The sequence below is a fragment of the Chloroflexota bacterium genome (genome assembly GCA_016219275.1).
In the GTDB taxonomy this organism is placed as follows: domain Bacteria; phylum Chloroflexota; class Anaerolineae; order UBA4142; family UBA4142; genus JACRBM01.
In genome coordinates, this window is record JACRBM010000070.1 from 1 (window position 1) to 25,085 (window position 25,085).

The 25,085-nt window shown below is 57.5% G+C and carries 22 protein-coding genes and 1 tRNA gene; 7 read left to right on the plus strand and 16 right to left on the minus strand.

From position 1 onward, the window contains the following. Positions 1-145: 145 nt before the first annotated feature. Positions 146-553, plus strand: a complete 408-nt coding sequence (locus HY868_19850) for a DUF3054 domain-containing protein (GenBank protein MBI5304397.1) — start codon at positions 146-148, stop codon at positions 551-553. Between the two features lie 94 nt (positions 554-647). After that, positions 648-3,869 carry a transcriptional regulator gene (locus tag HY868_19855; GenBank protein MBI5304398.1) on the plus strand — a complete coding sequence of 1,074 codons (3,222 nt, stop codon included), beginning with the start codon at positions 648-650 and terminating at the stop codon, positions 3,867-3,869. An 80-nt stretch (positions 3,870-3,949) separates the two neighbouring features. Here the strand turns inward: HY868_19855 and HY868_19860 are convergent, their stop codons facing one another. From HY868_19860 to gatC, 14 genes are all read right to left on the minus strand, one after another. Beyond that, positions 3,950-5,131, minus strand: a complete 1,182-nt coding sequence (locus HY868_19860) for an MFS transporter (GenBank protein MBI5304399.1) — start codon at positions 5,129-5,131, stop codon at positions 3,950-3,952. A 2-nt stretch (positions 5,132-5,133) separates the two neighbouring features. Continuing rightward, a complete protein-coding gene (locus HY868_19865) occupies positions 5,134-6,309 on the minus strand; it encodes an aminotransferase class I/II-fold pyridoxal phosphate-dependent enzyme (GenBank protein MBI5304400.1) in 1,176 nt (391 codons plus the stop codon). 123 nt (positions 6,310-6,432) lie between these two features. Further along, a complete protein-coding gene (locus HY868_19870; protein MBI5304401.1) occupies positions 6,433-7,410 on the minus strand; it encodes a hypothetical protein in 978 nt (325 codons plus the stop codon). A gap of 194 nt (positions 7,411-7,604) precedes the next feature. After that, entirely contained in the window at positions 7,605-7,787 is a 183-nt protein-coding gene (locus HY868_19875; protein ID MBI5304402.1) for a YHS domain-containing protein, read from the minus strand. Positions 7,788-7,882: 95 nt separating this feature from the next. Further along, positions 7,883-8,470 (minus strand): class I SAM-dependent methyltransferase, encoded by a 588-nt coding sequence (locus tag HY868_19880; GenBank protein MBI5304403.1) that lies wholly within the window; start codon positions 8,468-8,470, stop codon positions 7,883-7,885. Then, entirely contained in the window at positions 8,463-8,699 is a 237-nt protein-coding gene (locus HY868_19885) for an NAD(P)H-dependent oxidoreductase subunit E (GenBank protein MBI5304404.1), read from the minus strand. Before HY868_19885 ends, HY868_19880 begins: the two co-directional genes overlap by 8 nt. Then, on the minus strand, positions 8,696-8,989 hold the full coding sequence (locus HY868_19890; protein ID MBI5304405.1) for a DUF1330 domain-containing protein: 294 nt from the start codon (positions 8,987-8,989) through the stop codon (positions 8,696-8,698). The genes HY868_19885 and HY868_19890 overlap by 4 nt, the downstream gene beginning before the upstream one ends. 21 nt (positions 8,990-9,010) lie before the next feature. Then, positions 9,011-9,517 (minus strand): DoxX family protein, encoded by a 507-nt coding sequence (locus tag HY868_19895; protein ID MBI5304406.1) that lies wholly within the window; start codon positions 9,515-9,517, stop codon positions 9,011-9,013. Between the two features lie 15 nt (positions 9,518-9,532). Continuing rightward, a complete protein-coding gene (locus HY868_19900; GenBank protein ID MBI5304407.1) occupies positions 9,533-12,019 on the minus strand; it encodes a copper-translocating P-type ATPase in 2,487 nt (828 codons plus the stop codon). 54 nt (positions 12,020-12,073) lie between these two features. Further along, positions 12,074-12,352, minus strand: a complete 279-nt coding sequence (locus HY868_19905) for a metal-sensitive transcriptional regulator (GenBank protein MBI5304408.1) — start codon at positions 12,350-12,352, stop codon at positions 12,074-12,076. Between the two features lie 182 nt (positions 12,353-12,534). Further along, positions 12,535-13,458, minus strand: a complete 924-nt coding sequence (locus HY868_19910; GenBank protein ID MBI5304409.1) for a hypothetical protein — start codon at positions 13,456-13,458, stop codon at positions 12,535-12,537. Positions 13,459-13,462: 4 nt separating this feature from the next. Beyond that, entirely contained in the window at positions 13,463-16,180 is a 2,718-nt protein-coding gene (locus HY868_19915; GenBank protein MBI5304410.1) for an SAM-dependent DNA methyltransferase, read from the minus strand. Positions 16,181-16,317: 137 nt separating this feature from the next. Then, positions 16,318-17,802 carry an Asp-tRNA(Asn)/Glu-tRNA(Gln) amidotransferase subunit GatA gene (gene gatA, locus HY868_19920; GenBank protein MBI5304411.1) on the minus strand — a complete coding sequence of 495 codons (1,485 nt, stop codon included), beginning with the start codon at positions 17,800-17,802 and terminating at the stop codon, positions 16,318-16,320. Between the two features lie 13 nt (positions 17,803-17,815). Continuing rightward, a complete protein-coding gene (gene gatC / locus HY868_19925; protein MBI5304412.1) occupies positions 17,816-18,112 on the minus strand; it encodes an Asp-tRNA(Asn)/Glu-tRNA(Gln) amidotransferase subunit GatC in 297 nt (98 codons plus the stop codon). Positions 18,113-18,206: 94 nt separating this feature from the next. Here gatC and HY868_19930 point away from each other — a divergent pair, with 94 nt between their 5' ends. Next, on the plus strand, positions 18,207-18,662 hold the full coding sequence (locus HY868_19930; GenBank protein MBI5304413.1) for a Mut7-C RNAse domain-containing protein: 456 nt from the start codon (positions 18,207-18,209) through the stop codon (positions 18,660-18,662). A 77-nt stretch (positions 18,663-18,739) separates the two neighbouring features. Here the strand turns inward: HY868_19930 and HY868_19935 are convergent. Next, positions 18,740-18,813: transfer RNA gene (locus HY868_19935), tRNA-Arg, on the minus strand. A 79-nt stretch (positions 18,814-18,892) separates the two neighbouring features. On the opposite strand from HY868_19935, the gene HY868_19940 reads away from it, so the two are divergent. From HY868_19940 to holA, 4 genes are all read left to right on the plus strand, one after another. Continuing rightward, positions 18,893-19,906, plus strand: a complete 1,014-nt coding sequence (locus tag HY868_19940) for a hypothetical protein (GenBank protein MBI5304414.1) — start codon at positions 18,893-18,895, stop codon at positions 19,904-19,906. 97 nt (positions 19,907-20,003) lie between these two features. Next, the gene (locus HY868_19945) at positions 20,004-21,017 is read left to right on the plus strand and encodes a hypothetical protein (protein ID MBI5304415.1); all 1,014 of its coding nucleotides are present in this window, start codon (positions 20,004-20,006) and stop codon (positions 21,015-21,017) included. 142 nt (positions 21,018-21,159) lie between these two features. Further along, the gene (locus HY868_19950) at positions 21,160-23,415 is read left to right on the plus strand and encodes a tetratricopeptide repeat protein (GenBank protein ID MBI5304416.1); all 2,256 of its coding nucleotides are present in this window, start codon (positions 21,160-21,162) and stop codon (positions 23,413-23,415) included. A 107-nt stretch (positions 23,416-23,522) separates the two neighbouring features. Then, complete coding sequence (gene holA, locus HY868_19955; GenBank protein MBI5304417.1) at positions 23,523-24,524, plus strand: DNA polymerase III subunit delta; 1,002 nt, start codon at positions 23,523-23,525, stop codon at positions 24,522-24,524. A gap of 43 nt (positions 24,525-24,567) precedes the next feature. Here the strand turns inward: holA and HY868_19960 are convergent, their stop codons facing one another. Beyond that, positions 24,568-24,915: a DUF3795 domain-containing protein gene (locus HY868_19960; GenBank protein ID MBI5304418.1), complete on the minus strand. Its 348-nt coding sequence runs from the start codon at positions 24,913-24,915 to the stop codon at positions 24,568-24,570. Positions 24,916-25,085: the final 170 nt, after the last annotated feature.

Below are 25,085 nucleotides of genomic sequence, written 5' to 3' on the forward strand. Positions count from 1 at the left end.
GAACTTTGCGCCACGCGGAATCGTAGGGCAAGTTTCCAACTTGCCAATCGCAAATTGGAACTTTGCGCCACGCGGAATCGTAGGGCAAGTTTCCAACTTGCCAATCGCAAATTGGAACTTTGCGCCACGATTTCAGGAGACCATCATGTTCGACGCACTCAAACGTCCGGTCGGTTGGATTTTGCTCGTCGGTGATTTGATCGCGCTCGCGCTGTTCGTGTTTATCGGGCAGCGCAACCACGAGACCGTTAACGCGAATCCTCTGCTCGGCATCGCGCAGACGACCTTGCCGTTCATCGTGCCCTGGCTTATCAGCGCGGCGCTCCTCGGCGCGTATCGTCTGGACGCGCGCGAACGTCCCGCGCGTTTTCTCGCGCGTTCGCTCAACGCGTGGCTCGTCGCGATCACGTTCGCGCTCGTGTTCCGCGCGTACCTGCTCGGCAGTGCCACGATCCAAACCATGTTCGCCATCACCGCGACCGGCTTTGGTGGACTATTCTTGCTCGGCTGGCGATTGCTCTTTCTCTTGTCGCGTCAATCCGCGCGCGCGTGAAACAATCAACTTGATCCGCGAATTACGCGAATTGCGCGAATAAGAATGAAAGAATCAGCGGAGATTCGCGTAATTCGCGGATAAAATATTGATAATGCCCCGCCAAGAAATACTCACGACCAAACTGATTCCACCGCGCTTGCCGCGTTATGCCTTGCTTCGCCCGCGCGTCGACGCACAGTTGCGCGCGTCGCTCGATCATCGCGTCACGTTGATGCAGGCGAGCACCGGCTATGGCAAGTCCACCGCGCTCGCGCAGATTGCCGAGTGGAACGTGCCGCTCTTTTGGTACACCGTGAGCGAAGGCGACGCCGATCCGTACCTTTTTCTCGCGCACCTCATCGCCGCGTTTCGCCTTGGCATGCCCGCGCTATCGGACGCGCCGCTCGCGTTATTGCAGGACGCCGGCGACACGCGCGTCGCGCTCGACGCGCTCCTCAACGCGCTAGCGTCCGCGATTGAAGCACCCGCGCTCCTCATCGTGGACGATTATCACCTTGCCGCGTCGCCGGACGTGGATTCGTTGATGGACCACTTGCTCGCGTTCCTGCCGCGCGACTTGCACGTCATCGTCGCGACGCGCTACGCCGACCGACCCCAGTGGGAGCATCTCGCGTCGTGGCGCGCGCGCGGGCAAGTCCTCGATCTGAAACGCGACGCGCTCGCGTTCACGCGCGACGAAATCGCCGCGCTCTTTCGCGACCAGTACGCGTGCGAATTGACCGATTCCCAGGTCGCCGCGCTCGAAGAAAAAACCGAGGGCTGGTCTATCGCGTTGCAACTCGTGTGGCAAGAAATGCGCGCGCATCCGCAAACTGACGTCGCCGCGCTCCTCGCGCGCGGCGCGGAATCGCTCGACACATTGTTCGCGTATCTCGCGCGCGATGTGCTCGCGCAACAACCCGCCGACGCGCAAACATTTCTGTTACACACCGCGGTCTTGCGCGAGTTGGACGCGGCGGCGTGCGCCGCAGTTTGCCCATCCACCGACGCGCGCGCGATGCTCGCGCAACTGCACGCGCGCGATCTGTTCATCGTCGCGCTAGGCGATTCGCATTTTCGTTACCACAATCTTTTCCACGATTTTTTGCGCGCGCAGGCGCAACGCGATCAACCCGACGCAGTCTTGGCGCGGCATCGCACCGCCGCCGAGTTTTATCGCCACGCGGAAAATCACGATGAAGCGATGTACCATCTTTTACGCGCACGCGCGTTCGATGACGCCGCGCGCGTCATCGAACGAATCGGTGAAACGTTGTTGCGCGCAGGACGGCTCGAAACGTTGTCCGCGTGGATGGAGCCGATCCCCCCCGATGTCGTCGCCGCGCATCCCACGCTGATGTTTCATCTCGGCGACCTGGCGCGTTTGCGTTCGCGCTTCGACGAGGCACTCGCGTGGTACGCGCAAGCCGAACACGCGTGGCGCAACGCGAATGATTCGCGCGGCATCACGCGCGCGTTGCGCGGGCGCGCGCTCGTGTATCTCGACACGGTGCGCCCCGCGCAAGCCGAAGATTCGCTCGAAGAAGCATTGCGTCTCAGCGACGGCATGGACGACCGCATCGCGCGCGCGCGTTTGCTCGAACTGCTCGCCGAAAATAAATTGAACATGGGCAAGGCGCAAGACGCCGAACAATTGCGCGCCCAGGCGCGCGCGTTGTACGAGGAAGGTCCGAGCGAGGATGCGTTGAGCGTGCGCGTCAAACTGCGCACGGGACGGCACGACGAGGCGCGCGAGATTTTGCAGGACTGGGCGCGCGCGGAACGCGGGCAGATGCACGCGCCGCGCGCCGCGCGCGAGACCTTGCTCCTGCTCGCGCTGATTGATTCGCTCCAGGGTCGCGCGGACGAAGCGTTCGCCGCGGCGCAAGAAGGCATCGCGCTCGGCGCGCGGTTGCATTCGCCATTCGTCACGGCGGTGGGCAAAATGCGTCTGGGTCACGCGTACCAACTGCGCGGCGACCTTGCGCGCGCGGTGGCGAGCTACGAAGACGCGATCGCGCTCGGCGATCAATTGGCGGTGCGCCGCGTGCGCGCGGAGGCGATGTGGGGCATGAGCCGCGCGCGGGGGTTTGCCGGTGACCTGGACGCCGCGCAAAAGAGCGCGGTCGAAGGCGTCAAGATCGCGCGCGATGCCGGCGACGCGTGGGTCATCGCGCTCGTGCAAATCGCGCTCGGCGCGAGTCTTGTCACCGCGCGACGCGATCGCGAAGGCATCGAAGCGTTGAACGACGCGCTCGCGGGATTTCGTTCGTGCGGCGATACGTTCGGTCGCGCGGCGGCGCGGCTGTGGCTCGCGCTCGCGTACTGGCATTTGCGTCAGCCCGAACGGATGCTCGCGCACCTGGATGACGCCCTCGCGCTCGCGCAAGAACATCGCTACGATTATTTGCTGACGACGCCGACGCTCATCGGTTGGCAAGCGCCGCGCGTGGGCGTGCCGTTGTTGTTGCACGCGCGGCGGCGCGGCAAGCATGTCGCGTACATCACGCGCTTGCTCGGCGCGCTGGGGCTGGGCGATGCGCTCGCGCACCCAGGTTATCAACTGCGCGTGTTTATGCTCGGCGCGTTTCGCGTGTGGCGCGGCGACGTGGAAATTTCCGCGCGCGAGTGGCAACGCAAAAAAGCGCGCCAGTTGTTGCAAGTGTTCCTCACGCGACGCGGACAGTGGCTCGAACGCGAAACGATTTTCGAAACACTGTGGCGCGGCGAGTCGCCCGCGTCCGCCGCGCGCGATTTCAAAGTCGCGTTGAACGCGCTGAACAAGGCGCTCGAACCGGAACGCGAGGCGGATGACGCACCGGCGTTCATCGCGCGCGAGGGATCGGCGTACCAGTTGCGCGCGGGCGCAGACGTGTGGCTCGATACAGACGAATTCACCGCGCTAATCGCGCGCGCGGAACAATCCGCGGACGACGACGCGCTTGATTTGTACCGCCGCGCGCTCGCGCTCTACGCCGACGATTTACTCGCGACGGACGCGCGGTACGAGGACTGGGCAATCGCCGAACGCGAACGGTTGCTCGCGTTGTACTTGCGCGCGGCGGATCGGCTCGCAGCGGAATGTCTGGCGCGCGGGATGGACGATGAATGCGTGGCGTGGTGCGAGCGCGTGCTCGCGCGCGACCGGTGCTGGGAACACGCGTATCGGTTGATGATGCGCGCATACGCCCAGCGCGGTGATCGCGCGCAGGCGCGTCGCGTGTTCGAGCAATGCGTCCGCGCGCTGCGCGACGAGTTGGATGTCGAACCATCGTCCGCGACGATCGCGGTGATGAAAGAGGAGTCAACGAATAATAAACGGACAAACGAATAAACGAATCGTGTACATCTAGCAACAGAAAATTCGTTGGTTCCATTTATTCGTTTGTCCGTTTTCCATCCGTTGTTTGTGTTTCATTCTCGACGCGGTGTCAGCGCGAGCCACGCCCACGCCATCGCAAACAGAATCAGCGCGGCGGCGGTTTGAAACGGATGCAGTCCAACGAGTTGTTGAATGCCCACGAGTAACCCGGTCGCGAGCGTGCCCGCCGTCGCGCCGAGCGAAAAGACCGCGGTGAACATGCCCGCGCCCATCCCGCGCGCGTCCGCCGGCAACTCGTCGCCGATCAGCGCGGTCATCGCCGGAAAGAGCACGCCGAACCCGATGCCGTACAGAAACATCCACGCGTACAGCGCGGTCGCGTCGCCAAACACCGGCATCAGCGCGAGCGCGACCACGATCAGCGCGAGACCCAGGATGATCGGCGCTTGCCTGCCGACGCGATCCGAGATGCGTCCGACCGGCAGAGCCATCATCAAAATCGCGGCGACGGCGAAACTCGCGAATAACATGCCGGTCTGCGCCGACGAGAGACCGACCCCGCTTGCCATCAACGGCAAAAAGACGATGAGCAAACCGAGCGCGAACAAGAGCGCGAACGCGGACGTGTACGACACCGACAAGCGCCGATTCATCAACACGCGCCACTGAAAACGCGCGTGGTCGCGCGGTTGCCGCGCTTCCGAAACGAAGAACAAGGTCAACAGCGCGCTAACAAAAATCAGCGCGGCGAGCATCACGAACACCGACGCGTAACCCAGCCGGTCGCGTAGCATCCCAGAGAGCGGCGGCGCGAGCAAGGTCGTCAAGCCGATAGACGCGCCGTAGAATGCCATCGCTTTGCCGCGTTGACCGGGACGCGCGCGGTCGTCAATCAACGCGAGCGACGCGGGCGACACGAGCGCCGCGCCGAAACCGTGCGCCACGCGCAATGCGAGCAATTGATTCGGGTCGCGCGCGAGCGGATACAAACCCAGGATCGCCGCGACGATGAACAAGCCGACGACCATCGGCGTCTTGCGCCCGATACGGTCAATCCAGTACCCGGTGCCGAGATTGCCAAGCAGGTTGACCGCCGAGTACGCGCCGACGATGACGCCGATCATTTCGATGGACGCGCCGAGCGATTTCGCGTACGGCGAAAGCAACGGCAATAACGAATGGTTATCGAAAAATGACACAAACACGACCCAGTAAACGAGCACGACACCCCAACTAAGCGGATTTACGCTCCGCGCTTTGATTGATTGTTCCACGCTTATTTCCGTTTCAACTGCGCCAGACGTTCACTCGCCGCGCGCAGTGTTTCATCCTTTTTGCAAAAACAAAAACGCACCTGGCGTTTGCCCAGTTCGGGCGGCGCGTAGAAACTACTACCCGGCACGGTCGCCACGCCGATCTGCTCGACGAGATAACGCGCGAACGCGACGTCGTCGTCGAAACCGAACGCCGAGAAATCGGTCATCACATAGTACGCGCCTTCCGGCGCGGTGAATGTGAATCCAGCATTTTGCAATGCGTCGAGCATGAGCGCGCGGCGGCGCATGTAATCCGCACGAAGTTGATCATAGTATGCGCGCGGCATTTGTAACGCGATGGCGCCGGCTTCTTGCAACGGCGCGGGCGCGCCGACGGTGAGAAAATCGTGCGCCTTGCGAATGCCATTCGTCAGATCGGGCGCGGCGAGCGCGTAACCCAGCCGCCAACCGGTGATCGAGTACGTTTTCGACAAGCCGCTGATCGTCACCGTGCGATCCGCCATGCCGGGCAAGGTCGCGAGACTGATGTGCGGGCGATCCGCGTAAACGATGTGCTCGTAGATTTCATCGGTGATCGCGAACGCGTCGTACTCGAGACACAGATCGGCGACCGTTTTCAATTCGTCATACGTCAAGACGCGTCCAGTCGGATTGTTTGGATTGTTGATGATGACCGCGCGCGCGCCGCGACGAAACGCGTGACGCAATTCGTCGGGATCGAACGTGAACTGCGGCGGACGCAGCGAAACAAAAATCGGTTCCGCGCCGGCGAGAATCGCGTCGGGTCCGTAATTTTCGTAGAAGGGTTGGAGGATGGCGACCTTGTCGCCGGGATTGACGAGCGCGAACATCGTCGCGATCATCGCTTCGGTCGCGCCGCACGTGACGGTGATCTGCGTCTCCGGGTCAATCTCCATGCCATTGAACCAATGGACTTTGGCGGCGAGCGCGTGGCGCAAGCGCGGCGAACCCCAGGTAATCGCGTACTGATTCCAATCGTCGTGAATCGCTTGCGCCGCGGCGCGTTTCAATTCGGTGGGCGCGGAAAAATCCGGAAACCCCTGGGCGAGGTTGACGGCGTGGTGTTGCTGCGCGAGCCGCGTCATTTCGCGAATGACGGACTCGGTGAACGATTGCACGCGCTGCGACACGCGGGCGGAAGACAGGTTGCTCATCGTGTCGCTGATTATAACGACATTTCCCGCGCGAGCAAGTGGGCGGATTGGAAAAACATTAAACCACGCCCGGGTGGACGCGGTTTTTCAATACGCGCATTAACCTTGCGCGGGTTTTTCGTATCAACGCCGCGTACCTGGCAGAGTGCCGATGACGAGCACTTGAAACGACTGCGGTGTTGCGGTGTTGTTGACAACTTGAACATAGTACGCGCCTGCCGTCGAAAATTCGCCAACCCACGACAGGTCGCGCGCGTTGGCGCTCGCCGCGCCGATGTATTTGATTTCGCTGTTTGGCGCGTTCGCATCCTGCGCGAAAAGTAAAAATGCCAAGCCCGTTGCCGCGCCATCCGGAATCACAATTTCGATTTGCGCGCGTTCTGCCGGATAGCCGAACCCGAACCATAGCCGGGCGTACTCGGGAATGCTTTGCGGCGGACTGCCGAGCGCGAACAACACATTGCCCATCGTGATCGGCGTAGCCGCGGTAATCGTCGCGGTCGCGCTCGGGGTTGGCTCAGGCGTCAATGCGAGTGTCGGGGTCAGGGTTGTTGTCGCGGTCAACGCGAGAGTTGGCGTAGGCAACGCGCGCGGGACGAGTTGCTGGGGTGGTTGCGGCGGCGGCACGCGCAAGGTGACGCTCCCGCCGACGATGCCGAGCATGTACGGCATCCCGATCGGATTGTCGTTAATGACCTCGATCATGTACGTGCCGGCTTCGTTGAACGCGCCCTTCCAAAGCAGATTGTTGCTCGGACATTTGCCGGCATCGCAGTTGACCATTGGGGCAGAGCCGCGTCCGATGGGTTTGCTGCCGTCTTCGCGTCCGGCGACTTGACCCGGCGTGTACACATTGAATCGCAATTTCTTTGGCGTACCGTCTAGCAAAATCAGTTCGGCAATCGAACGGTCGCCGCCGTAATCGAAGAGGAACCACAGCGTCGTTTGCGGTGGAATGTACTGCCACTGATTGTCGAGGTAGATCGCGGTCGCGGGCGACGTGTTGATCGGCGCTTGCGCGGCGACGCGTGGCGCGAGCAAAAATCCACTCAACCCAAGCAAGCCGCTCACGATGAACACAAAAAGAAATTTGTTTTGCATGTTCCCCTCCTGCAAGAATTATAGCATCGGGGTTGCGGTGCGTCAATCAAATTCGCCGGGCGACTACCGCCACTTTAATTGCGAGTCGCGTCGCGCCCAATGCAATGACAATCCGCAATTGTGTAACGCGACCAAAAACAAACACCGCGCGCGAGATGAAACGAATCTCGCGCGCGGCGTTCGCGGCAGACCGATTAGTGTGAATGATCGGGCATGTGCATCATCGGTCCGTTCTTCAAAAACTTTTCGGGGTCTTTTTGGAACGCGACCTGGCATCCTTTCCCGCAAAAAAAGTACGTGGTCCCGTTATAGTCCCACTTGAATTTTGCCGTACTCTCCTCGACTGTCATTCCACAGACGGGATCTTTGTGTTGCATTCTTTCCTCCTGGTGAATTTGGATGTTAGAAGTTGGAAATTAGAAGTTGGAGGTGGGATTCCAATTTCCAACTTCCAACTTCCAACTTCCAATTTCTAGTTCACAGCATCAATTCCGATGAACAATCCGCCGATGTGTTTCCGCACCGCGCAAATCTGAAAGCCCGCGCGCGCGACCGCGGCGCGCGTATCGCGATTCAAGTGGCAATTGCCCGCGATGTTTTTCCACAACGGCGTCGCCGCGTCCTGCAAACGCGCGATCACGCGATTCTCGACACGCACGTGCTCGATGAGACGAAACATCCCGCCGGGCTTGAGCACGCGTCGTATTTCGGCGAGCGCCAGACCTGGGTCGCCAATCGAGCAAAACGTCAACGTGCCGACGACCGCATCGAACGACGCGTCGGCGAAGGGCAATGCTTCCGCAAACGCTTGGTGCAGACGGATCACGCGCGCGTGACCATTGCGTCGCGCGCGCGCGCGTTGAAGGGAAGCCCCGTCCGGGTCAATCGCGGCAATCGCCTCCGCCGCACGATAGTATTTCAAATTCAAGCCGGTGCCAATACCGATTTCGAGCACGCGCCCGCGCGCCTCGCGCACGACCCACTCGCGCCACGCGCGCACGCCGAGCGGATCGAACGGCGCGATGAGCGGATCGTAAATCGCCGCGAGCGTTTCACCCATGCGCGCGCTCCTGGGTGAGCGCGCGCGCGATCGAGTCGCGCACCGCCGGCGGTGTTGCATCGGCGACGAGTTCGTTGTTCACCTTGACGACCGGCATGTTGTGACATTCGTTGAGACACTGAGCGATCTCGAGCCGCACCTGGTCGCGATAACTCTGCTCGAATTCGCGCACGGTCGCGATGATTGCGCGCGTCGCGCCGCAGTATTGGCACACCTCGACGCGAATCACGTGGACAATCCCTCGACGACGATCATCTTGCTCGACGCGTACCGATGGCGCAGTTTGCGCGCCGGCGCATACTCGGGCGAATCAATCCATTGCTGGGCGCGCGCGACACTCTCGAATTCGAGAATGACGAGGCGCGTCGGCGACCAATCCCCTTCGAGCGTAGCAACCTTGCCGCCGCGCGCAATGTACTTGCCGCCGTACTGCACGATGGACGCGGGCGCAAGTTTTTTGTACTCGTCGTACCCCACCGGGTCGTGCACCTCAACCTCAACGATGACATACGCGGGCATCGTCACTCCTCCTGTTTGAAGTTATCGCGTTTGGATTGCCAACCGCGCATCACGCGGATCGGCGACCACTCTGCCGCCGCGCACCGTCGCGCCGATCACCAAGCCCGCGCTGATAAGCACGAAATTCTTGATGATGTATTGCCCTTCGAGCGTCGGCGCGTACGGGATCGCGGTGAACACTTCGCGCGGAAAGAACGCGACGGGGGTAAGCGTGCCGAGCATTTGCAGGAACAACAAGAACAACGTCGCGCGCATCCAGACGCCAAAGATCAATCCCAGCCCGATCACGCATTCCCAGGTTGCCAGGATCAGAATGGCGATGTTCGGCGGAATCATGCCGAACGTCAGAATGCTGATCGTCCGCGTTGCCAAATCTTGCGCGGGACTCAACCCTGGAAAAAACTTGAGCACGCCGAACCAAAAGAACACGATGCCCAGACTGACGCGCAGGAGCAGCACGCCATAGCGCGCCATCCACTCGGTCACGCGCGTGTCAATGCGATTGAACCAGACGGTTAGATTTTCCATTGCGCCACCTTTGCGTCAAACGACTGGCGCGCGAAAGCCGCGCAGTCGCAACGAGTTAGTCACGACGAACACGGACGAGAACGCCATCGCCGCGGCGGCGATGATCGGATTCAACAACAAACCGAAGAACGGATACAACACGCCCGCCGCAACCGGAATGCCGAGCACGTTGTAAAAGAACGCCCAGAACAAGTTGCCTTTGATCGTGCGAATCGTTTGCTTGGATAACGCGATGGCGGTGACGACGCCGCGCAAATCGCCGGAGATGAGCGTGATCTCGGCAGCTTGCATCGCGACGTCCGTGCCTGTGCCAATCGCGATGCCGATATTCGCCTGTGCGAGCGCGGGCGCGTCGTTGATGCCGTCGCCAACCATCGCAACCGTTTCGCCTTGCGCTTGCAGTTCCTTCACCTTATCTGCTTTTTGATGCGGCAGAACTTCGGCGAAGAAATTATCAATGCCAACCTGATGCGCGATGGCGGCAGCCGTGCGCGGATTATCGCCGGTCAGGATGTACACTTTGAGACCCAGTTTTTTCAATTCGGCGACCGCCGCGCGCGAATTCGGCTTGAGCGTATCCGCGACTGCGATCAACCCAGCCGCGCGACCATCTACCGCCGCGAACATCGCGGTCTTGCCGGCGTCCGCGAGCGACGCGGCTTGCGCGGTCAACCCGTCGAGCGAGATGTTCGAATCGCTCATCAGTTTCGCGTTGCCGATCAACAACTCGCGCCCGTCCACGCGCGCGCGAATGCCATGTCCCGCGACCGCGCCAAACTCGGTTGGCTCCATCAACTTCAACCCGGCTTCCTGCGCGTGTTTGACGATGGCTTGACCCAGCGGATGCTCGCTGTTCTTCTCGGCGCTCGCTATCAAGCGAAGGAATTCTTCTTTAGAAATTGGTACTTGGTAATTGGTAATTGTTTCCGTTACCGCCGGCGCACCCTGGGTCAACGTCCCAGTCTTGTCGAGAATAATCGCGCTGACCTTGTGCGCGGTTTCGAGCGCGCCGCCGCTGCGAATCAACACGCCGTTCTCCGCGCCCTTGCCGGTGCCGACCATGATCGCGGTCGGCGTGGCGAGACCGAGCGCGCACGGGCACGCGATAATCAGCACCGCGACAAAGTTGACGAACGCCATGTTGAACGCGGGTTGCGGTCCGAAAATCATCCACACGGCGAACGTCGCGAGCGCGAGCACGACGACCGCCGGCACAAACACCGCCGAGATTTGATCGGCGAGCCGTTGAATCGGCGCTTTCGAACCTTGCGCGTCCTCGACCAACTTGATGATCTGCGCGAGTGCGGTCTCTTTGCCGACCTTGCGCGCTTGAAATTTGAACGCGCCCACCTTGTTGATCGTCGCGCCGATCACGCCGTCGCCAACCGTTTTTTCGACCGGCAAACTTTCGCCGGTGATCATGGACTCGTCCACCGACGAATTGCCGACAAGAATCACGCCGTCCACCGGAATTTTTTCGCCGGGGCGCACGGTGACAACATCGCCGACACGCACTTGGTCAATCGGGATTTCGATTTCCGCGCCGTCGCGTTCAACGCGCGCGGTCTTGGCTTGCAGTTTCATCAAATTTTTGATCGCTTCGGACGTCTGTCCTTTGGCGCGCGCTTCGAGATACTTGCCGACTTTGATGAGCGTGATGATGACCGCCGCGCTTTCAAAGTACACGTGCGATTCGATTTTGAAACCGAACACCGGCGCGAACATCACGATCACGCTGAACCAGTACGCCGCGTTCGTGCCAAGCGAGATGAGCAAATCCATATTCGGCGCGAGCGCGCGCGCGGATTTCCACGCGCCGCGATGGTACGAGCGACCGACGTAGAATTGCACCGGTGTCGCGAGCGCGAACAAGAGCCAGGTGAATCCTGTCCATTTGAAGAACGCCGGCATGGCATCCATCCCCATCGCCGCGTCGAGTACGTCGTGCGTCATCGCCAGCGCGAAAAGCGGTAACGTGAAAAGAATGCCGACCTTCAAATCGTTCCACTCGCGTTGCCGTTCTTCTTCGCGCAAGACGCGTTCGCGGTCCACGAGTTCGGTCGTGCCGGCTTGCGCGTCGCCGGTGTCGAGCACTTCGTAGCCGACATCCTCGACCGCGTGTTTCAAATCGGCGAGCGTCGCCGCGCCGGGAATCATCTCGACCGTCGCGCGTTCCGTCGCGAGGTTGACGCTGACGTTGAGCACGCCGGGTACGGATTTGAGTCCGCCTTCGACGTGCATCACACACGACGCGCACGTCATGCCGCCAATCGGCAGCGTGATCTTGTCCACGACGACATCGTAGCCGACATCGCGCACCGCCGCGACCATTTGATCTATATTCGCTTGCGCCGGATCGAACTCGACCGTTGCGCGTTCGTTCGCGAGATTGACCGCCGCCTTTTCGACGCCGGGCACCTCTTTCAGTCCGTGCTCGACGTGCATCACACACGAGGCGCACGTCATCCCGGCGATGGGAAGAGTAACTTGTTGGGTAGACATCTAAACTCCAGTGAGCAGTAAACAGTGAACAGTAAACAGTTCACTGTTCATTGTTCACAGCTTTGCTGTGGTCTCAAATACATCGAGCAATTCGTTGATCACGCGTTCGCGCTCTTTGGAATTGTTGCCGCGAATCGCGGTCGTGACGCAACTGCCCAGGTGACGTTCGAGCAGGAGCGCGTTCAGTTTTTCGAGCGCCTTTTGGATCGCCTGCGTCTGCTTGATAATGTCAATGCAGTACGCGTCCTCGTCAATCATGCGCGCCACCGCGCCCATGTGCCCTTGAATCGAGAGCGCGCGGTTCCGCAGATCGTCTTTCTTGATTTCAGCCATTCGGGTGCCTCATTTGCTAGCCCACCCCCCACCGGAGGGGGTATCGTTTGCTATTGTATCGCGGCGACCGACTTTTGTCAAATGCGGCGTTTGGCGAGTGTACTTATTCTCGGCATAATTGAGGGTAGGAAAAAGCGATTCTCGATCGAGAATCGCTTGAGACATACACAACAGAACCGCGTTTATTTTCTACATTTGGGAGATTTGAATTTTCGGATCGTATCTCCATGTGTTTTCGGATCGGGAGCTACTTCCATGCCGTCACTACTTATTTTTATCTCAACGGTTCCGGCACAGGCTCGCGATTTTCCTTTGGGAAGGGTTTTATGACATTGAAGCGTTGCCTGTGTACAGACAAAACGCAATTTGGATTTGGAAAGGAGTCTAAAAGTATCGGTACTTGGATGGTTATATCTATTATTGGTACCTACCGAAATGACTACCAACTCAGGTGCCACTTTCCCTAATACCTGAGGCAAAGAGGGCTGTCCAGCTGCCGGGTTGTACCAAGCACCGTGATGAGGAAACTTGAGTACATCAGCTTTCAAATCTGTATTTCGCGCTATCACATGTTGCCATCCCGGACCTTCTATGTCTCCTGTCAGCAAGATTCGATGCCCTGCAAAAGTAATTCTCAAGATCACTGAAACATTATTGCTATCTCCCCTTAAGTCCGCATCGCGTTTATCTCGTTGGTCAGGATGAAGAATATCGACCACAACGTCCTGGAATTCCCATTTTTGACCGGCGAACGGAAACTCGAATTTCCATCCATGTTTGTTGGTAAGTTCCGCTAGTTGTCGCAAAATAAATTTGACTCTTTGATTATTCCTGACAAACTTAATTGTGTCATGATTATATCGAATTGATTCTACATGGTTGAAATTTTGTAACAGTTCAAGTATGCCATCAATATGATCTACATCGGTGTGGCTCAAGAATACTTGTTTTAGCGTCGTAATCTTGTGCAGATCTAGATAGTCGGCTGAGATAGCCGCTTGGCAACAATCCATTAGTAAAGCACTCGTATGGTCGGGAAGAATAATAACAGTAGAATCGCCTTGCCCCGTGTTAAGAAAGGCAACTATAGTTGTGGGGTTGGACATTGCGTTATTCCTCTACATTTTTTGACAAGAGCGAAACCAATTCTTCTTCAGATAGATAGCCAAATTCAAGAGGCGAAAAGTCGAACCACTTGATTTTCGCCAAATCAGTTTCATTCTTTTGCTCCCACGGAACCGACGCAATAAATGCGGTACCTGGACGCAAAGCCCATCCTGGCATTGCAGAAGGAATAGGAATTTCTGATTCACCACGCCCCTGCACCCAGATAGTTATTTGAATACTTTCCGCATCTATACTCTTAACCTCGCCAGAAAGTTTCCAGCGTCTACCTGAATATGTCTCAGCTTTAGTAGATGCGACAGGGATTTTTTTCCATTCCCTTCCAGGTCGAGGGAAACGTCCCATCCAAGCTTGAATTTGTTTGCGCTCCTCTCGACTTATGCCATAAGCATCAAACACAACTTCATCTAACCTGGTGACGAGCTTTCTAAGTTCGTTGTTGATCGGAGTTGGTGAGGACTTGACCTTTTCTATCTGCTGGACCAAATTACGGATTTCGTCCTTTTGTTTACTGGTGAAGACTGGGTAAGGAAGTCGTTTGAGATCACTCAAGTTAACATCTCGTTGGTAGTTGTGGCTTGCATACCAAGCGTTAGCCAAAGTACTATTGAAAACCGCGACCAATTCTTGGGCTGTGACTCCTTCGCGAGGCAGAGCATAATGGAAATTCTCAGTCACAACCAACTTGCTTCTATCGATCGCAGCATAAAATCGCCAAGGAGCAGTTGCATTTCGAGTAGCATTCAACACAAGTTTCGTCGATTTCTCGAAATGAGTTGCTTCACGCGGCCACTGGATATCTTCGCTTGGGTATTTGATGTACCTGATCCTTTGTCTTTCAGAATTTATGGCAAATGGTTCCAAGATATCGCCATTTGTATTTTTGTAAAGGACCGGTTTCCAACCCCTTCCTTTGGGTGTGGAACTGAAGTGCGTCGCCCTCGCCTTTTTACCCGGCTGGACCCCATTGTTAAGCTCACAGAAATTAGGGTGAACTGCTGGAAAGGTCATCCCTATTTTGGTCCAAACGCGATCAAATGCCGAGCTTTCCATTTTTTGCTGATATGCACTAAGCCATTTGATCTGGGGTACGACATAACTGATAGTTGGTTCTTGGTTTTGTGCAAATCCTGTTCTATCATTGCGATCAACTACGTCAACACGAACCAAGCCTGCAACTGATACAGATTTGGTTTCGCGAGAGGGTAATTTCCGCGCTAAGATAATCGCAGTTCCAACAGAAGAACTAGGAATCGTACCCTCTGGCATATGCCATACTTCGAGCAAATCACAAGATGCTAATAATTTCGAGCGAGACTGGCATGTAGCCCTCTTATTAAGAAAAGTTAGCGGGACAACAACTCCAAGAAAACCGCCAGGAGCTAACCAATCTACATAACGGTTCAGCACTTGAGCAGCCAGTTCAACGCGTTCTCCTTCTGTTGAACGTGGTTCACTGAATGGGGGATTACCAACTATAACGTGTGGCATATCTCCATATTCTTTTTGTGGATTAAGTTCGAACACATTACGGACTCGGATATCCCAACTATCACCGGCTGGCAGATCGTACAATAGCAAAGACAAACGAGCGATCTCCCTAGCGAAGGGATCTTTGTCAACTCCCCAAATATGCTTAAGCAAGTATGAGTGCCGTTCTTCTGTCGAACTTGCGATAGGCAACAAGCCCGAAAGACGATTATAGGCAGCCAAAAGTAGATTTCCAGACCCGCATGTACCATCTAGGACTGTGCGTTTCTCTGGCGGCAAATCTTCGATTGGCAATCGTTGAAATATACGTTCGGCGACAAAACGAGGTGTGTAATGGATACCTAGCTCTTCGCGCGTTGACTCGGTAACAAAAGTGTTTTCGTAAAAGTACGCCAACATATCATTAGTCAAACTACGAAATGTGAACTCACTATGCAACCTATCATATAGACTCTTCGCAGTATCCTTTCCTATGAGGTTTATTTCCTTATCCATGTTTTGAAAATAACTTGGAAAGCGATTCCGCAAGGCGGTTAGTAAAGAATTGAGGTCAAATGTGCGAAGATCGTCGTATGCCTCCAGCTTGTCTTGGAGAATACGCGCGGCTAAGATCTGAATTGCCAAACGGGTCAATGCGGTCGGATACTTTTTGCGCAATGTCTGCGGAATGGACCCAATTGCTTCTTCATATTGTTGTACGAGTGTTTTCTGGGTTGCATCACGGGCAAATGCTTCCAGTGAGGGATCAATAGAGAAAAAGGAAAATTGCCGTCCACTACGTTTTGCATCAAGCAATGACCGAGGAGACAGTTCTGCCTTATAGGCATCAAAGTATTTGCCTACCTCATCATATTGCAAAGTAGCAATTATTCTTGGTGCAAGTTGGTTACTTGTGCTATCAGCGTGGACGACAGGCCACAACTCAACGCTATCTGACAAAGCAAGGATCGCAATTGGAGCACCTACATAGCTCAATTGTCGCAGAACAGAAAATTTGTCGCCATCGAACAATTGCTTTACGGCGATGCATGCAGTGGAAATATCGTGTCGTCGGGAATCCGCAAATGCGATCAGATCGGCACGCCCCAGTCTCCTTGCCGTGGTTGCAAATTTGTAATCCCGAATGACCTTACCCCCTGAGCCAGAATAACCCAAGTGAAGAAGATTACTCTCCAAGGCATTCAACTGATAATCCCAAGTCATTGCAATCATTTTTCCTGATTCCGAACACTAGTTCGCATTTGATTGCATTCTAACATGCCGCGTATTTAATGTCAACAATCCACCAAAATTATTCCATCCAAATCAAAAACGCCCGCGTCTCTCGACGCGAGCGTTTTTACTGTTCACTACAAACTCGGTTTCCGCGTGTGCCACTCGGTCACTTGCTCGTACGCGTACGCGACCTGCAACATGCGCGTCTCGTCGAACGCGCGCGCCATCACTTGCAAGCCGACGGGCAATCCGTCCGCGAACCCGCACGGAATCGCGATCGTCGGAATGCCGGCGAGCGCTTGCGAAAGCGTAAACACATCGGCGAGATACATTTGGAGCGGATCGTCCACTTTCTCGCCAATCTTGAACGCGGTCGTCGGCGAAGTCGGTCCCACGATCACGTCCACCTTTTCAAATGCCTGGTCGAAATCCTGCTTGATGAGCGTACGAACTTTTTGCGCTTTCAAATAGTACGCGTCGTAGTAACCCGCGCTCAACGCGTATGTGCCGAGCATGATGCGCCGCTTGACCTCCGCGCCGAATCCATCGCCGCGCGTCGCGCGCATCACATCCCACATCTCGTTGCTGATCTCGTTGCGATAGCCGTACTTGACGCCGTCGTACCGTGCGAGATTCGCGGACGCCTCCGCCGGCGCGATGAGATAGTACGCCGGGAGCGAGTAATCGGTGTGCGGCAGCGTAACCGCGTGCGTCGTCGCGCCAAGCGATTCCATCACGCGCAACGCGTCGCGCACCGCGCGCTCGACGCCGGCTTGCATGCCTTCGATAAAATATTCGCGCGGCACGCCGATCCGAATATTTTGTAAGGGCGACGCATGCGTCGCCCCTACCAGCGCCGCTTCGTAATCCGGCACCGGCGTATTCACCGAGGTCGCTTCGTGCGCGTCGTACCCGGCGATGATGCCCAGAATCGTCGCGGCATCGCGCACATCCTTCGCCATTGGTCCCACCTGGTCGAGCGACGACGCGTACGCGACGATGCCGTACCGCGACACGCGTCCGTACGTCGGGCGCAAGCCGACGACGTTCGTGAACGACGCGGGTTGGCGCACACTGCCGCCGGTGTCCGTGCCGAGCGCGAACAAGGTTTCATCCGCCGCGAGCGCCGCCGCGCTGCCGCCGCTCGATCCACCGGGCACGCGTTCCAAATCCCAGGGATTGTGCGTGACGAAATAGCGCGAGTTTTCGGTGGACGACCCCATCGCGAATTCGTCCTGATTCGTTTTGCCGATGAGAATGCCGCCCGCCGCATTCAATTTTTCCATCACGGTCGCGTTGTACGGTGGTACAAAATTGTTCAGAATTTTCGAACCCGCGGTCGTGCGCACGCCGCGCGTCAAGACTTCGTCCTTGATCGCCATCGGGATACCGAGCAACTTGGGCGCGGGTGTTCCATCGCGGCGATGCTGCGCCCACTGCGCGTCCGCCTCACGCGCCTGGTCGAGCGCGCGTTCGCCAATCAAGGTGAGAAATGCCTGGACGCGTGCTTCGACCGCGTCAATGCGTTGCAACACCGCGCGCGTCAACTCGACCGAACTGATCTCGCCTTTTTGCAACAACTCGCACGCTTGATGAATCGTCAATCGAAATAATTCCATGTTGTTCGCCTCGTTACTCTTTGAAAATCGCGCGCACGCGGAAAAATTCGCCCTTATCGTCCTTGTCCGGCGCGTTTGCCAACGCATCCGCGCGCGGCAATGACGGCGCGACCACATCGTCGCGCATCACATTGTGCAGCGGCACGACGCTCGCGGTCGGCGAAATCGCGTCCGTGTTCAACTCTTGCAAGCGCGCGGCGTGATCGAGAATCGCGGACAACTGCTGCGTCATGCGGTCCACGTCGGCGTCATCCAATTTCAGTTTTGCCAGTTCGGCGATGTGTAACACTTGAGCACGTGTGAGCGACATCGTTCCTCCTTGTCGGCGGCATTATAGCATAGGTGGACGAGGAGACAAGATTTCGAGTTTACTTGTTTCCTTTCCCGCGCTATAATCCGACGCGATGAAATTCCTCGCCGACAATATGTTAGGACGCCTAGCGACCTGGCTACGTCTGCTCGGTTACGACACGACGTATCTGCCGCACATGGACGATCCCGAACTCGCGCAGATCGCGCGCGCCGAGCATCGCGTTCTGCTCACGCGCGATGTCGAACTGACGCGGCGACGCGGTTTGAGATTCGTGTTGATCGAATCGGATCACGTCGCGGACCAGGTGCACCAAGTGTTTCGCGAATTGCATCTCTCCGCGCACGAAGCATTCTCGCGGTGCGCCGAATGCAACGTGCCCATCGAAGACGCGCCCATCGAATTGGTGCGCGACGATGTACCGGCGTACGTGTTACGCACGCACACGCGTTTTCGGAGATGCCCACAATGCCGGCGCGTGTACTGGCGCGGCACGCATTGGGCGCGGATGCTCGCGCAAATCGAGGAGATTACCGCCGCGCGCGAGTAGCATGGATTTGTTTACCGCGGAGAACACAGAGAGCACAGAGAAAAATTTCTCTGTGCTCTCTGGTTAGAAACGCAGAATGCCCCTGGCGGGACTTGAACCCACAACCTCAGCGTTAGGAGTGCTTCGCTCTATCCATTTGAGCTACAGGGGCAACTGCAAAAAGTATAGCACAATTTGCGGGCAACGGCAAACGTTGACGCAAATCGCAACGTTCGATATACTCCCGCCCGATGAGCAAACCCATTCCCCCCGGCATCACCTTGCCGGAATTCGAATCCTCGCAACAACTACGCCATTTTGCCGACTGCTATCGCCGCGCGACCAACCCGGTCGCGTTGGCGTGGTTTCGCGCGCGCGTGCGCGAGTACGCTTGGCATTTGAGCGACGACGAAGTGACGATTCTCGCCGCGCTCGACACGCCGGACAAGGTGCAGCAATTTCTCAACACGCAGATTTATTACAACAACGATCACGCGGCGGTCGAACTCGAAGAGACGGCGATGCCGCCGCGCCTCGTCCTGCGAACCGGGCTGGCGCATTGCTTTGAAGGCGCGCTGTTCGCGTACGCGGTTAATTTCTTGCACGGTCACAACCCGCGCATGGTCTTGCTCGAAGCGTCCCAGGATTCGGAACATAACCTCGTCGTGTGGCAAAACCCGGCGACCGGGTTGTACGGTTGCAACGCGCATTCCGCGTTTCCGAATCTTGATGGTCGCCCAGCGCGGTTTCGCACGATTCGCGAAATGGCGGAGTCGTTCGTGCCGTACTATTACAGCGACCGCACGCACGATCCAAACGACCTCACGCTCGTCGGTTATTCCGAGCCGTTCGACTTGATCCCGAAATTCGGCACCGCGTGGATCGGTTCGGAGCAGCCGCTCTGGGATTTGTACTATACGTACGTAGACGACACGGTGCGCTTGCGCTATTTCGACGATTCGAACGAAACGCATCTGTATCCGGTCGTGCGCGCGCTGAAAGAAAACTGGATTCGGATGGATGCGAATGGCAAACCGTTCGTCAGCGTCGCCGATTTGCCGCGCGACGCGCAAGACGTGTGGCGCGCGTTCTGGCGCGTGTACGGCGCGAACGATGGACGACGCGCGCAAGGCGCGGCGCGCGAAATCGAAAAAGAATTTATGCGTTTGACCGGCACGACGCCGATTGACCTCGCAGATAACGCGAGCGATCTGCAATATTTTCTCGCGGCGGGCTATCGCATCAAGCAGTTAATTCGCGAATAATTTTTTACCGCAGAGACGCCGAGAGCGCGGAGAAAATTCATATATAAAAACTTTGCGTTCTCCGCGTGCTCCGCGCCTCTGCGGTGAATGTGTCCTCATGAGCAGACCACTTTCTCCCGGCATTTCACTCAACGAACTTGATCCCGCGCGCGTCTTGCGCGGATTCGTCGAGCAGTATCGCGATGCGGTCACCCCAGTCACGCACGCGCGGCTCGTCGCGCGCACGCGCGAGCTGGGTTTGCGTTTCGCCGACGACGAATTACTCGTCCTCGCCGCGCTCGACACGCCGGACAAGGTGCAAGATTTTCTCAACAATCAAGTGTACTACAACGACGATCACGTTTCGCCGGAGCAGGACGAGACTGCGCTCCCGCCGCGCCGCGTTTTGCAAATGGGCATCGCGCATTGCTTTGAGGGCGCGTTGTTCGCGTACGCCGTAAATTATTTGCACGGGCACGCACCGCAGTTCATGCTTCTCGAAACGACCCAGGACATCGAGCATAACCTCGTCGTGTACCGCGATCCGCAGACTGGGTTGTTCGGCTGCAACGCGCACTCGACGTATCCTGGGTTGGATGGACGCGCCGCGCAATTCGCCACGCTCCACGCGCTCGCCGAGTCGTTCTATCCGTACTATTACAGCGTTCGCAGCAACGACCTCAGCGATATCGTGCTCATCGGCTACTCGAATCCGTTCGATTTTGTCGCGCGGTTTGGCGTCGCGTGGATGGATGCAAAAGATCATTTGTGGGACATTTACTACACGTATATGAACGCGTCGGTGACGTTTCACTATTTGCGCGATGATCCAGGCGAACCGCATCTTTATCCGCTGATTCGCGCGTTGAAAGAAAATTGGATTCGGATTGACGCGCATCGCAAGGGATTTGTGAGCGTGCCCGATTTGCCGCGCGACGCGCAAGCGTTGTGGCACGCGTTCTGGCGCGAGCATTCCGACCCGATGCAACGTCCCAGCGGCGACGCGGTTGCTGTCGAAAAACAATTCTTTGCGCTGACCGGCACAACGCCGATTGACCTGCTCGACCATGCGGATGATTTGCAATGGTTTCTCGCGGCGGGGTATCGGGTGGAGCAGATTCTAACGGGTTAACGCGAGTCGCCCCCCCCACCCCAACCCTCCCCTGTTCGGCGAAGTTTGCCGAACGGGGGAGGGCTGGGGTGGGGGTCTTGCTTTACCCGCAATTCCGATTATGATTGGCATACGAGCAAACCGCTCGCGGTAAGGAGTTCGTATGCCAGAACCAGTTCTGCTTTCACCGATCCGCGTTATTCGCCTTGTCGCGCAAGCCAACCCGCGCGAATTTACCTTGCTCCTCGGCGCGGGCGCGTCCAAAAGTTCCGGCGTCCTCCTCGCCTCGGAAATGATTCGCGAATGGCGACAGATGGCGTTCGAGGAGAACGCGCCCAAAGACGCGAATTTCGAAAAATGGTGCGCGGCGCAAAAAGAGTGGTACAACCAAGACGACGAGTACTCGCGCCTTTTCGAATGGTTGTATCCGGTTCAGCGCGCGCGCCAGGCGTACATCGAGAAAAAGGTCGAAGGCGCGTTTCCGAGTTGGGGCTATTTGTACCTCGCGAACATCGTGCAAAAAGGTTATTTCAATACGATCTTCACGACGAACTTTGACGACCTGATCAACGACGCGCTTACGATGTACCTGGGTTACAACCCGGTCGTCTGCGCCGCCGATTCCCAGGTGATGGACATTCGCATCACGACCGACCGCGCCAAGATCATCAAACTGCACGGCGATTATCTTTTCCAACGCTTGAAGAACACCACCGAAGAATTGGAAGAACTCGATCCGAACATGAGCGCCAAGTTCAAAGAGTTCGCCGGCGAGTGCGGCATGGTCGTGATCGGCTACGCGGGACGCGATCTGTCGGTAATGCGTGTGTTCGAGCAAGTCGTCAAAGACGCGCGTACGTTTCCGAACGGCATCTACTGGGGTGTTCGTCCGAAGGATAACCCCGCGCCGCGCGTCCTCGCGCTCGCGACCCAGTATCCCAAACGTTTTCACCTCTTCGAGTGTCCGGATTTTGACACGTTCATGGCAGGACTCAACGCCGAACTCAAACTCGCGCTGCCCCGCGCGATTCTTCTGCCGTACCAAGATGTGAAGGAACGCTTTGATCGTCTCGTGGAAATGGCGACCCAGAATCAGTTGAACGACCCGACGATCAAGGAGCACATCCAACAACTCCGCGACAAGTTGAGTCTCGACGTGACGAAGGCGACCGATGTCGCCGATCTCGATTTGTTGCAAGCGCAGTTGGCGCTGGGTCGCCGCGATTACAAAACCGCGCTCGAGTACGTCGCGCGGTACGACCGGCAACGTCCGAACGATTCGATGGCGTTGACAACCTGGGGCGATGCGCTCGCAGTGCAAGCCGAAGAAGAATTATCCGAAACCGTCGCGGTCGAAGCGGCGAACAAGTGGAAACAAGCGATTCAACTCAATCCGAAAGCATTGCCGCCGCGTTATAGTCTCGCGCGCTATTACTCGCGCAAACAAAAAATCGCCGAAGGCATCCAGGCGTGCGAGGAATTGTTGCCGCTCGTGCCGAAAGACGAGGGACTGCAACGCAACCTCGTGATGCTGTACGCGACGGCGGGACGTTTCGACGATGCGTTGCGACACCTGGATGCACTGATCGCGCGCGATCAAAAATCGGCGGACCTGCACGCGATGCGCGCGACGGTCTTGGAACAAAAAGGATTGATCCCGGAATCGCTCCAGGAAATTCGGCGCGCAGTCGCGCTCAACCCGACGAACGCGATGTTGCATTTCATGCTGGGCAACAGTCTGGTGCGAATGGCAAAGTGGGACGAAGCCGCGGCGGAATACAATCAAGCCGCGCAACTCGATCCCCGGAACCTGAGTTATCGTTTTCAACTCGCCAGTTTTTACTGGTCGCTCCAAAAGCCGGCGCTCGCCGTGCCGCACCTGGAAGAAGCGATCAAGCTCGAACCCAATTCGGCGGAGGCGCACGGCTGGCTGGGACAGCTCTATGCCGCGCTGGGAAATTGGCAAGCCGCGCAAGCGCAAACGGAAATCGCGCTTCGGCTCAGTCCGCAGGACAGCCGCTTGCACGTCAATGCCGGAATTTTTTACGCGACGCTGAACCGCCCAGACCTTGCCGAGCGACATTTGAACACGGCGATTCAACTCAACCCCGCGATTCCGCAACCGTACTATGTTTTGTGCACGCTGTATGCGTCGCAGAATCGCGTCCCGGAATACATGCAAGCGTTTCAAAAATTGCAGCAACTCGCGCCCCAGGTCGCGCAAAATTTGCAAATGCAATTGCAAGCGACGCGGATGCAACCGATGAATTGGCAAGCGCTGTTGCAACAACAACTCGCGACGTGGTCGCCAGGACAAACCCAAGCGCCGCCAACGTCCGGTTGGAATCCGGCGGCATCGCGCGACCGAACCGCGAACGATATCGCGGCGAAATGGGACCGCTACCTTCGCGGGTCTTGACGCGGCGGGCACGCCCGCGTGGGCGGGGTGGGGAATTTAAAATCCCACAATTTGGAATTTGATGGAGCGCGTGTATAATGCGCGCAGATCATTGGGTTGAGTGAAGCATGTATTATATCTTTCACGGCGATGACGAACTGGCGCGCACCGAACAAGTCCGCGCGCTCTACGCCAAGATGGGCGACGCGCAGTACGCCGACCTGAACACGGCGCGATTCGACGCCAAGGTCTCGCTCGGCGAATTGCGACACGCGTGCGACGCGATTCCGTTTCTCTCCGACAAGCGGCTCGTGATTGTCACGGGCTTGCTCGCGCGCCTCGAACCCAGGCGCGGCAAGGATGACGGCGAAGGCGACGCGGTTGAAGAGGAATCGAACCCCGATCTTGCCAAGAGTTTGCAAGAGTACCTCGCGCAGTTGCCCGACCACGCGCGGCTCGTCTTTATCGAATCGAAAACGCTGGCGAAGAATAATCCGATTCTCAAATACGCGAGCGCGGACAAACACGCGGCAGTCCGGGAATTCGTCGCGCCCGAAATGCGAAATTTGCCGGGCTGGATTCACGCGCGCGTGAAATCCAAGGGCGCGCAGATCGAACCGGACGCGGTCGAACAACTCGCGCAACACGTCGGCGCGGACCCGCGCTTGCTCGACAATGAGATCGAAAAACTCATCACCTATCGCGGCGACGCGCCGATTCGCGCCCAGGATGTGCAGACGCTCGTCGCGGCAGTGAACGAAGCGAACATTTTCGAGTTGGTGGACGCGGTGGGCAAGCGACAAACGAAACGCGCACTCGATCTGTTGCACGCGCATCTGCAACAAAACGCCGCGCCGCAGTACTTGCTCACAATGATCGTGCGCCAATTTCGTATGCTGCTGCAGATGCGCGACCTCGCCGCGCGCGGAGATACGCTCGACCACACGCGCGAACAACTCCACTTGCATCCGTTCGTCGCGCAGAAAACCTGGACACAAGCGCTGAACTTTTCCATGCCGCAACTCGAAGCGATCTATCAGAAACTCCTCAACACCGACCTCGCGATGAAGACGAGTCGCGCCGAGCCATCGGTTGCGCTCGACGTGCTGATCGTCGAGCTGACGCGCTAAAATTAAGAACCCCATTCCCGTTTCGGCAGGAATGGGGTTCTTGCTACAACGCGCGTCGAATCTCGTCGAGATTGGCGCGCGCGATGGGCACTTGCGCGAAAAAGCCAACCAGCTTGTCGCACGTTGCGTAATCGTTGCAGTGCGCGCAGTTGGCAAGTTGGCGAGCCGTGCCGCACGCGCGAATTTCACACTTGCCGCAATAGCCGCCCAAGCGTCCGCCAGTCACGCAACCATCACACGTCACATCTTGCAGCGTCACGTTCGCCAGGTTGTACTCTTGCTGCCACTTGGCGATCACGCGCTCTTGCGCCGCGCGATCATTTGCCTGCGTCGCGAGGTACGCATCGCACGCGGCGCAGTCCAGTCCACACATCGCGATCAAACGGTTCATGTTGCCACTCCTCCAAAAATTTTTCTCGTTTCGTATTTCGTGAGGCAAGTTGGAAACTTGCCCTACGATTCCCCGTGGCGCAAAGTTCCAATTTGCGATTGGCAAGTTGGAAACTTGCCCTACGATTCCCCGTGGCGTAAATTTCCAGTTTGCGATTGGCAAGTTGGAAA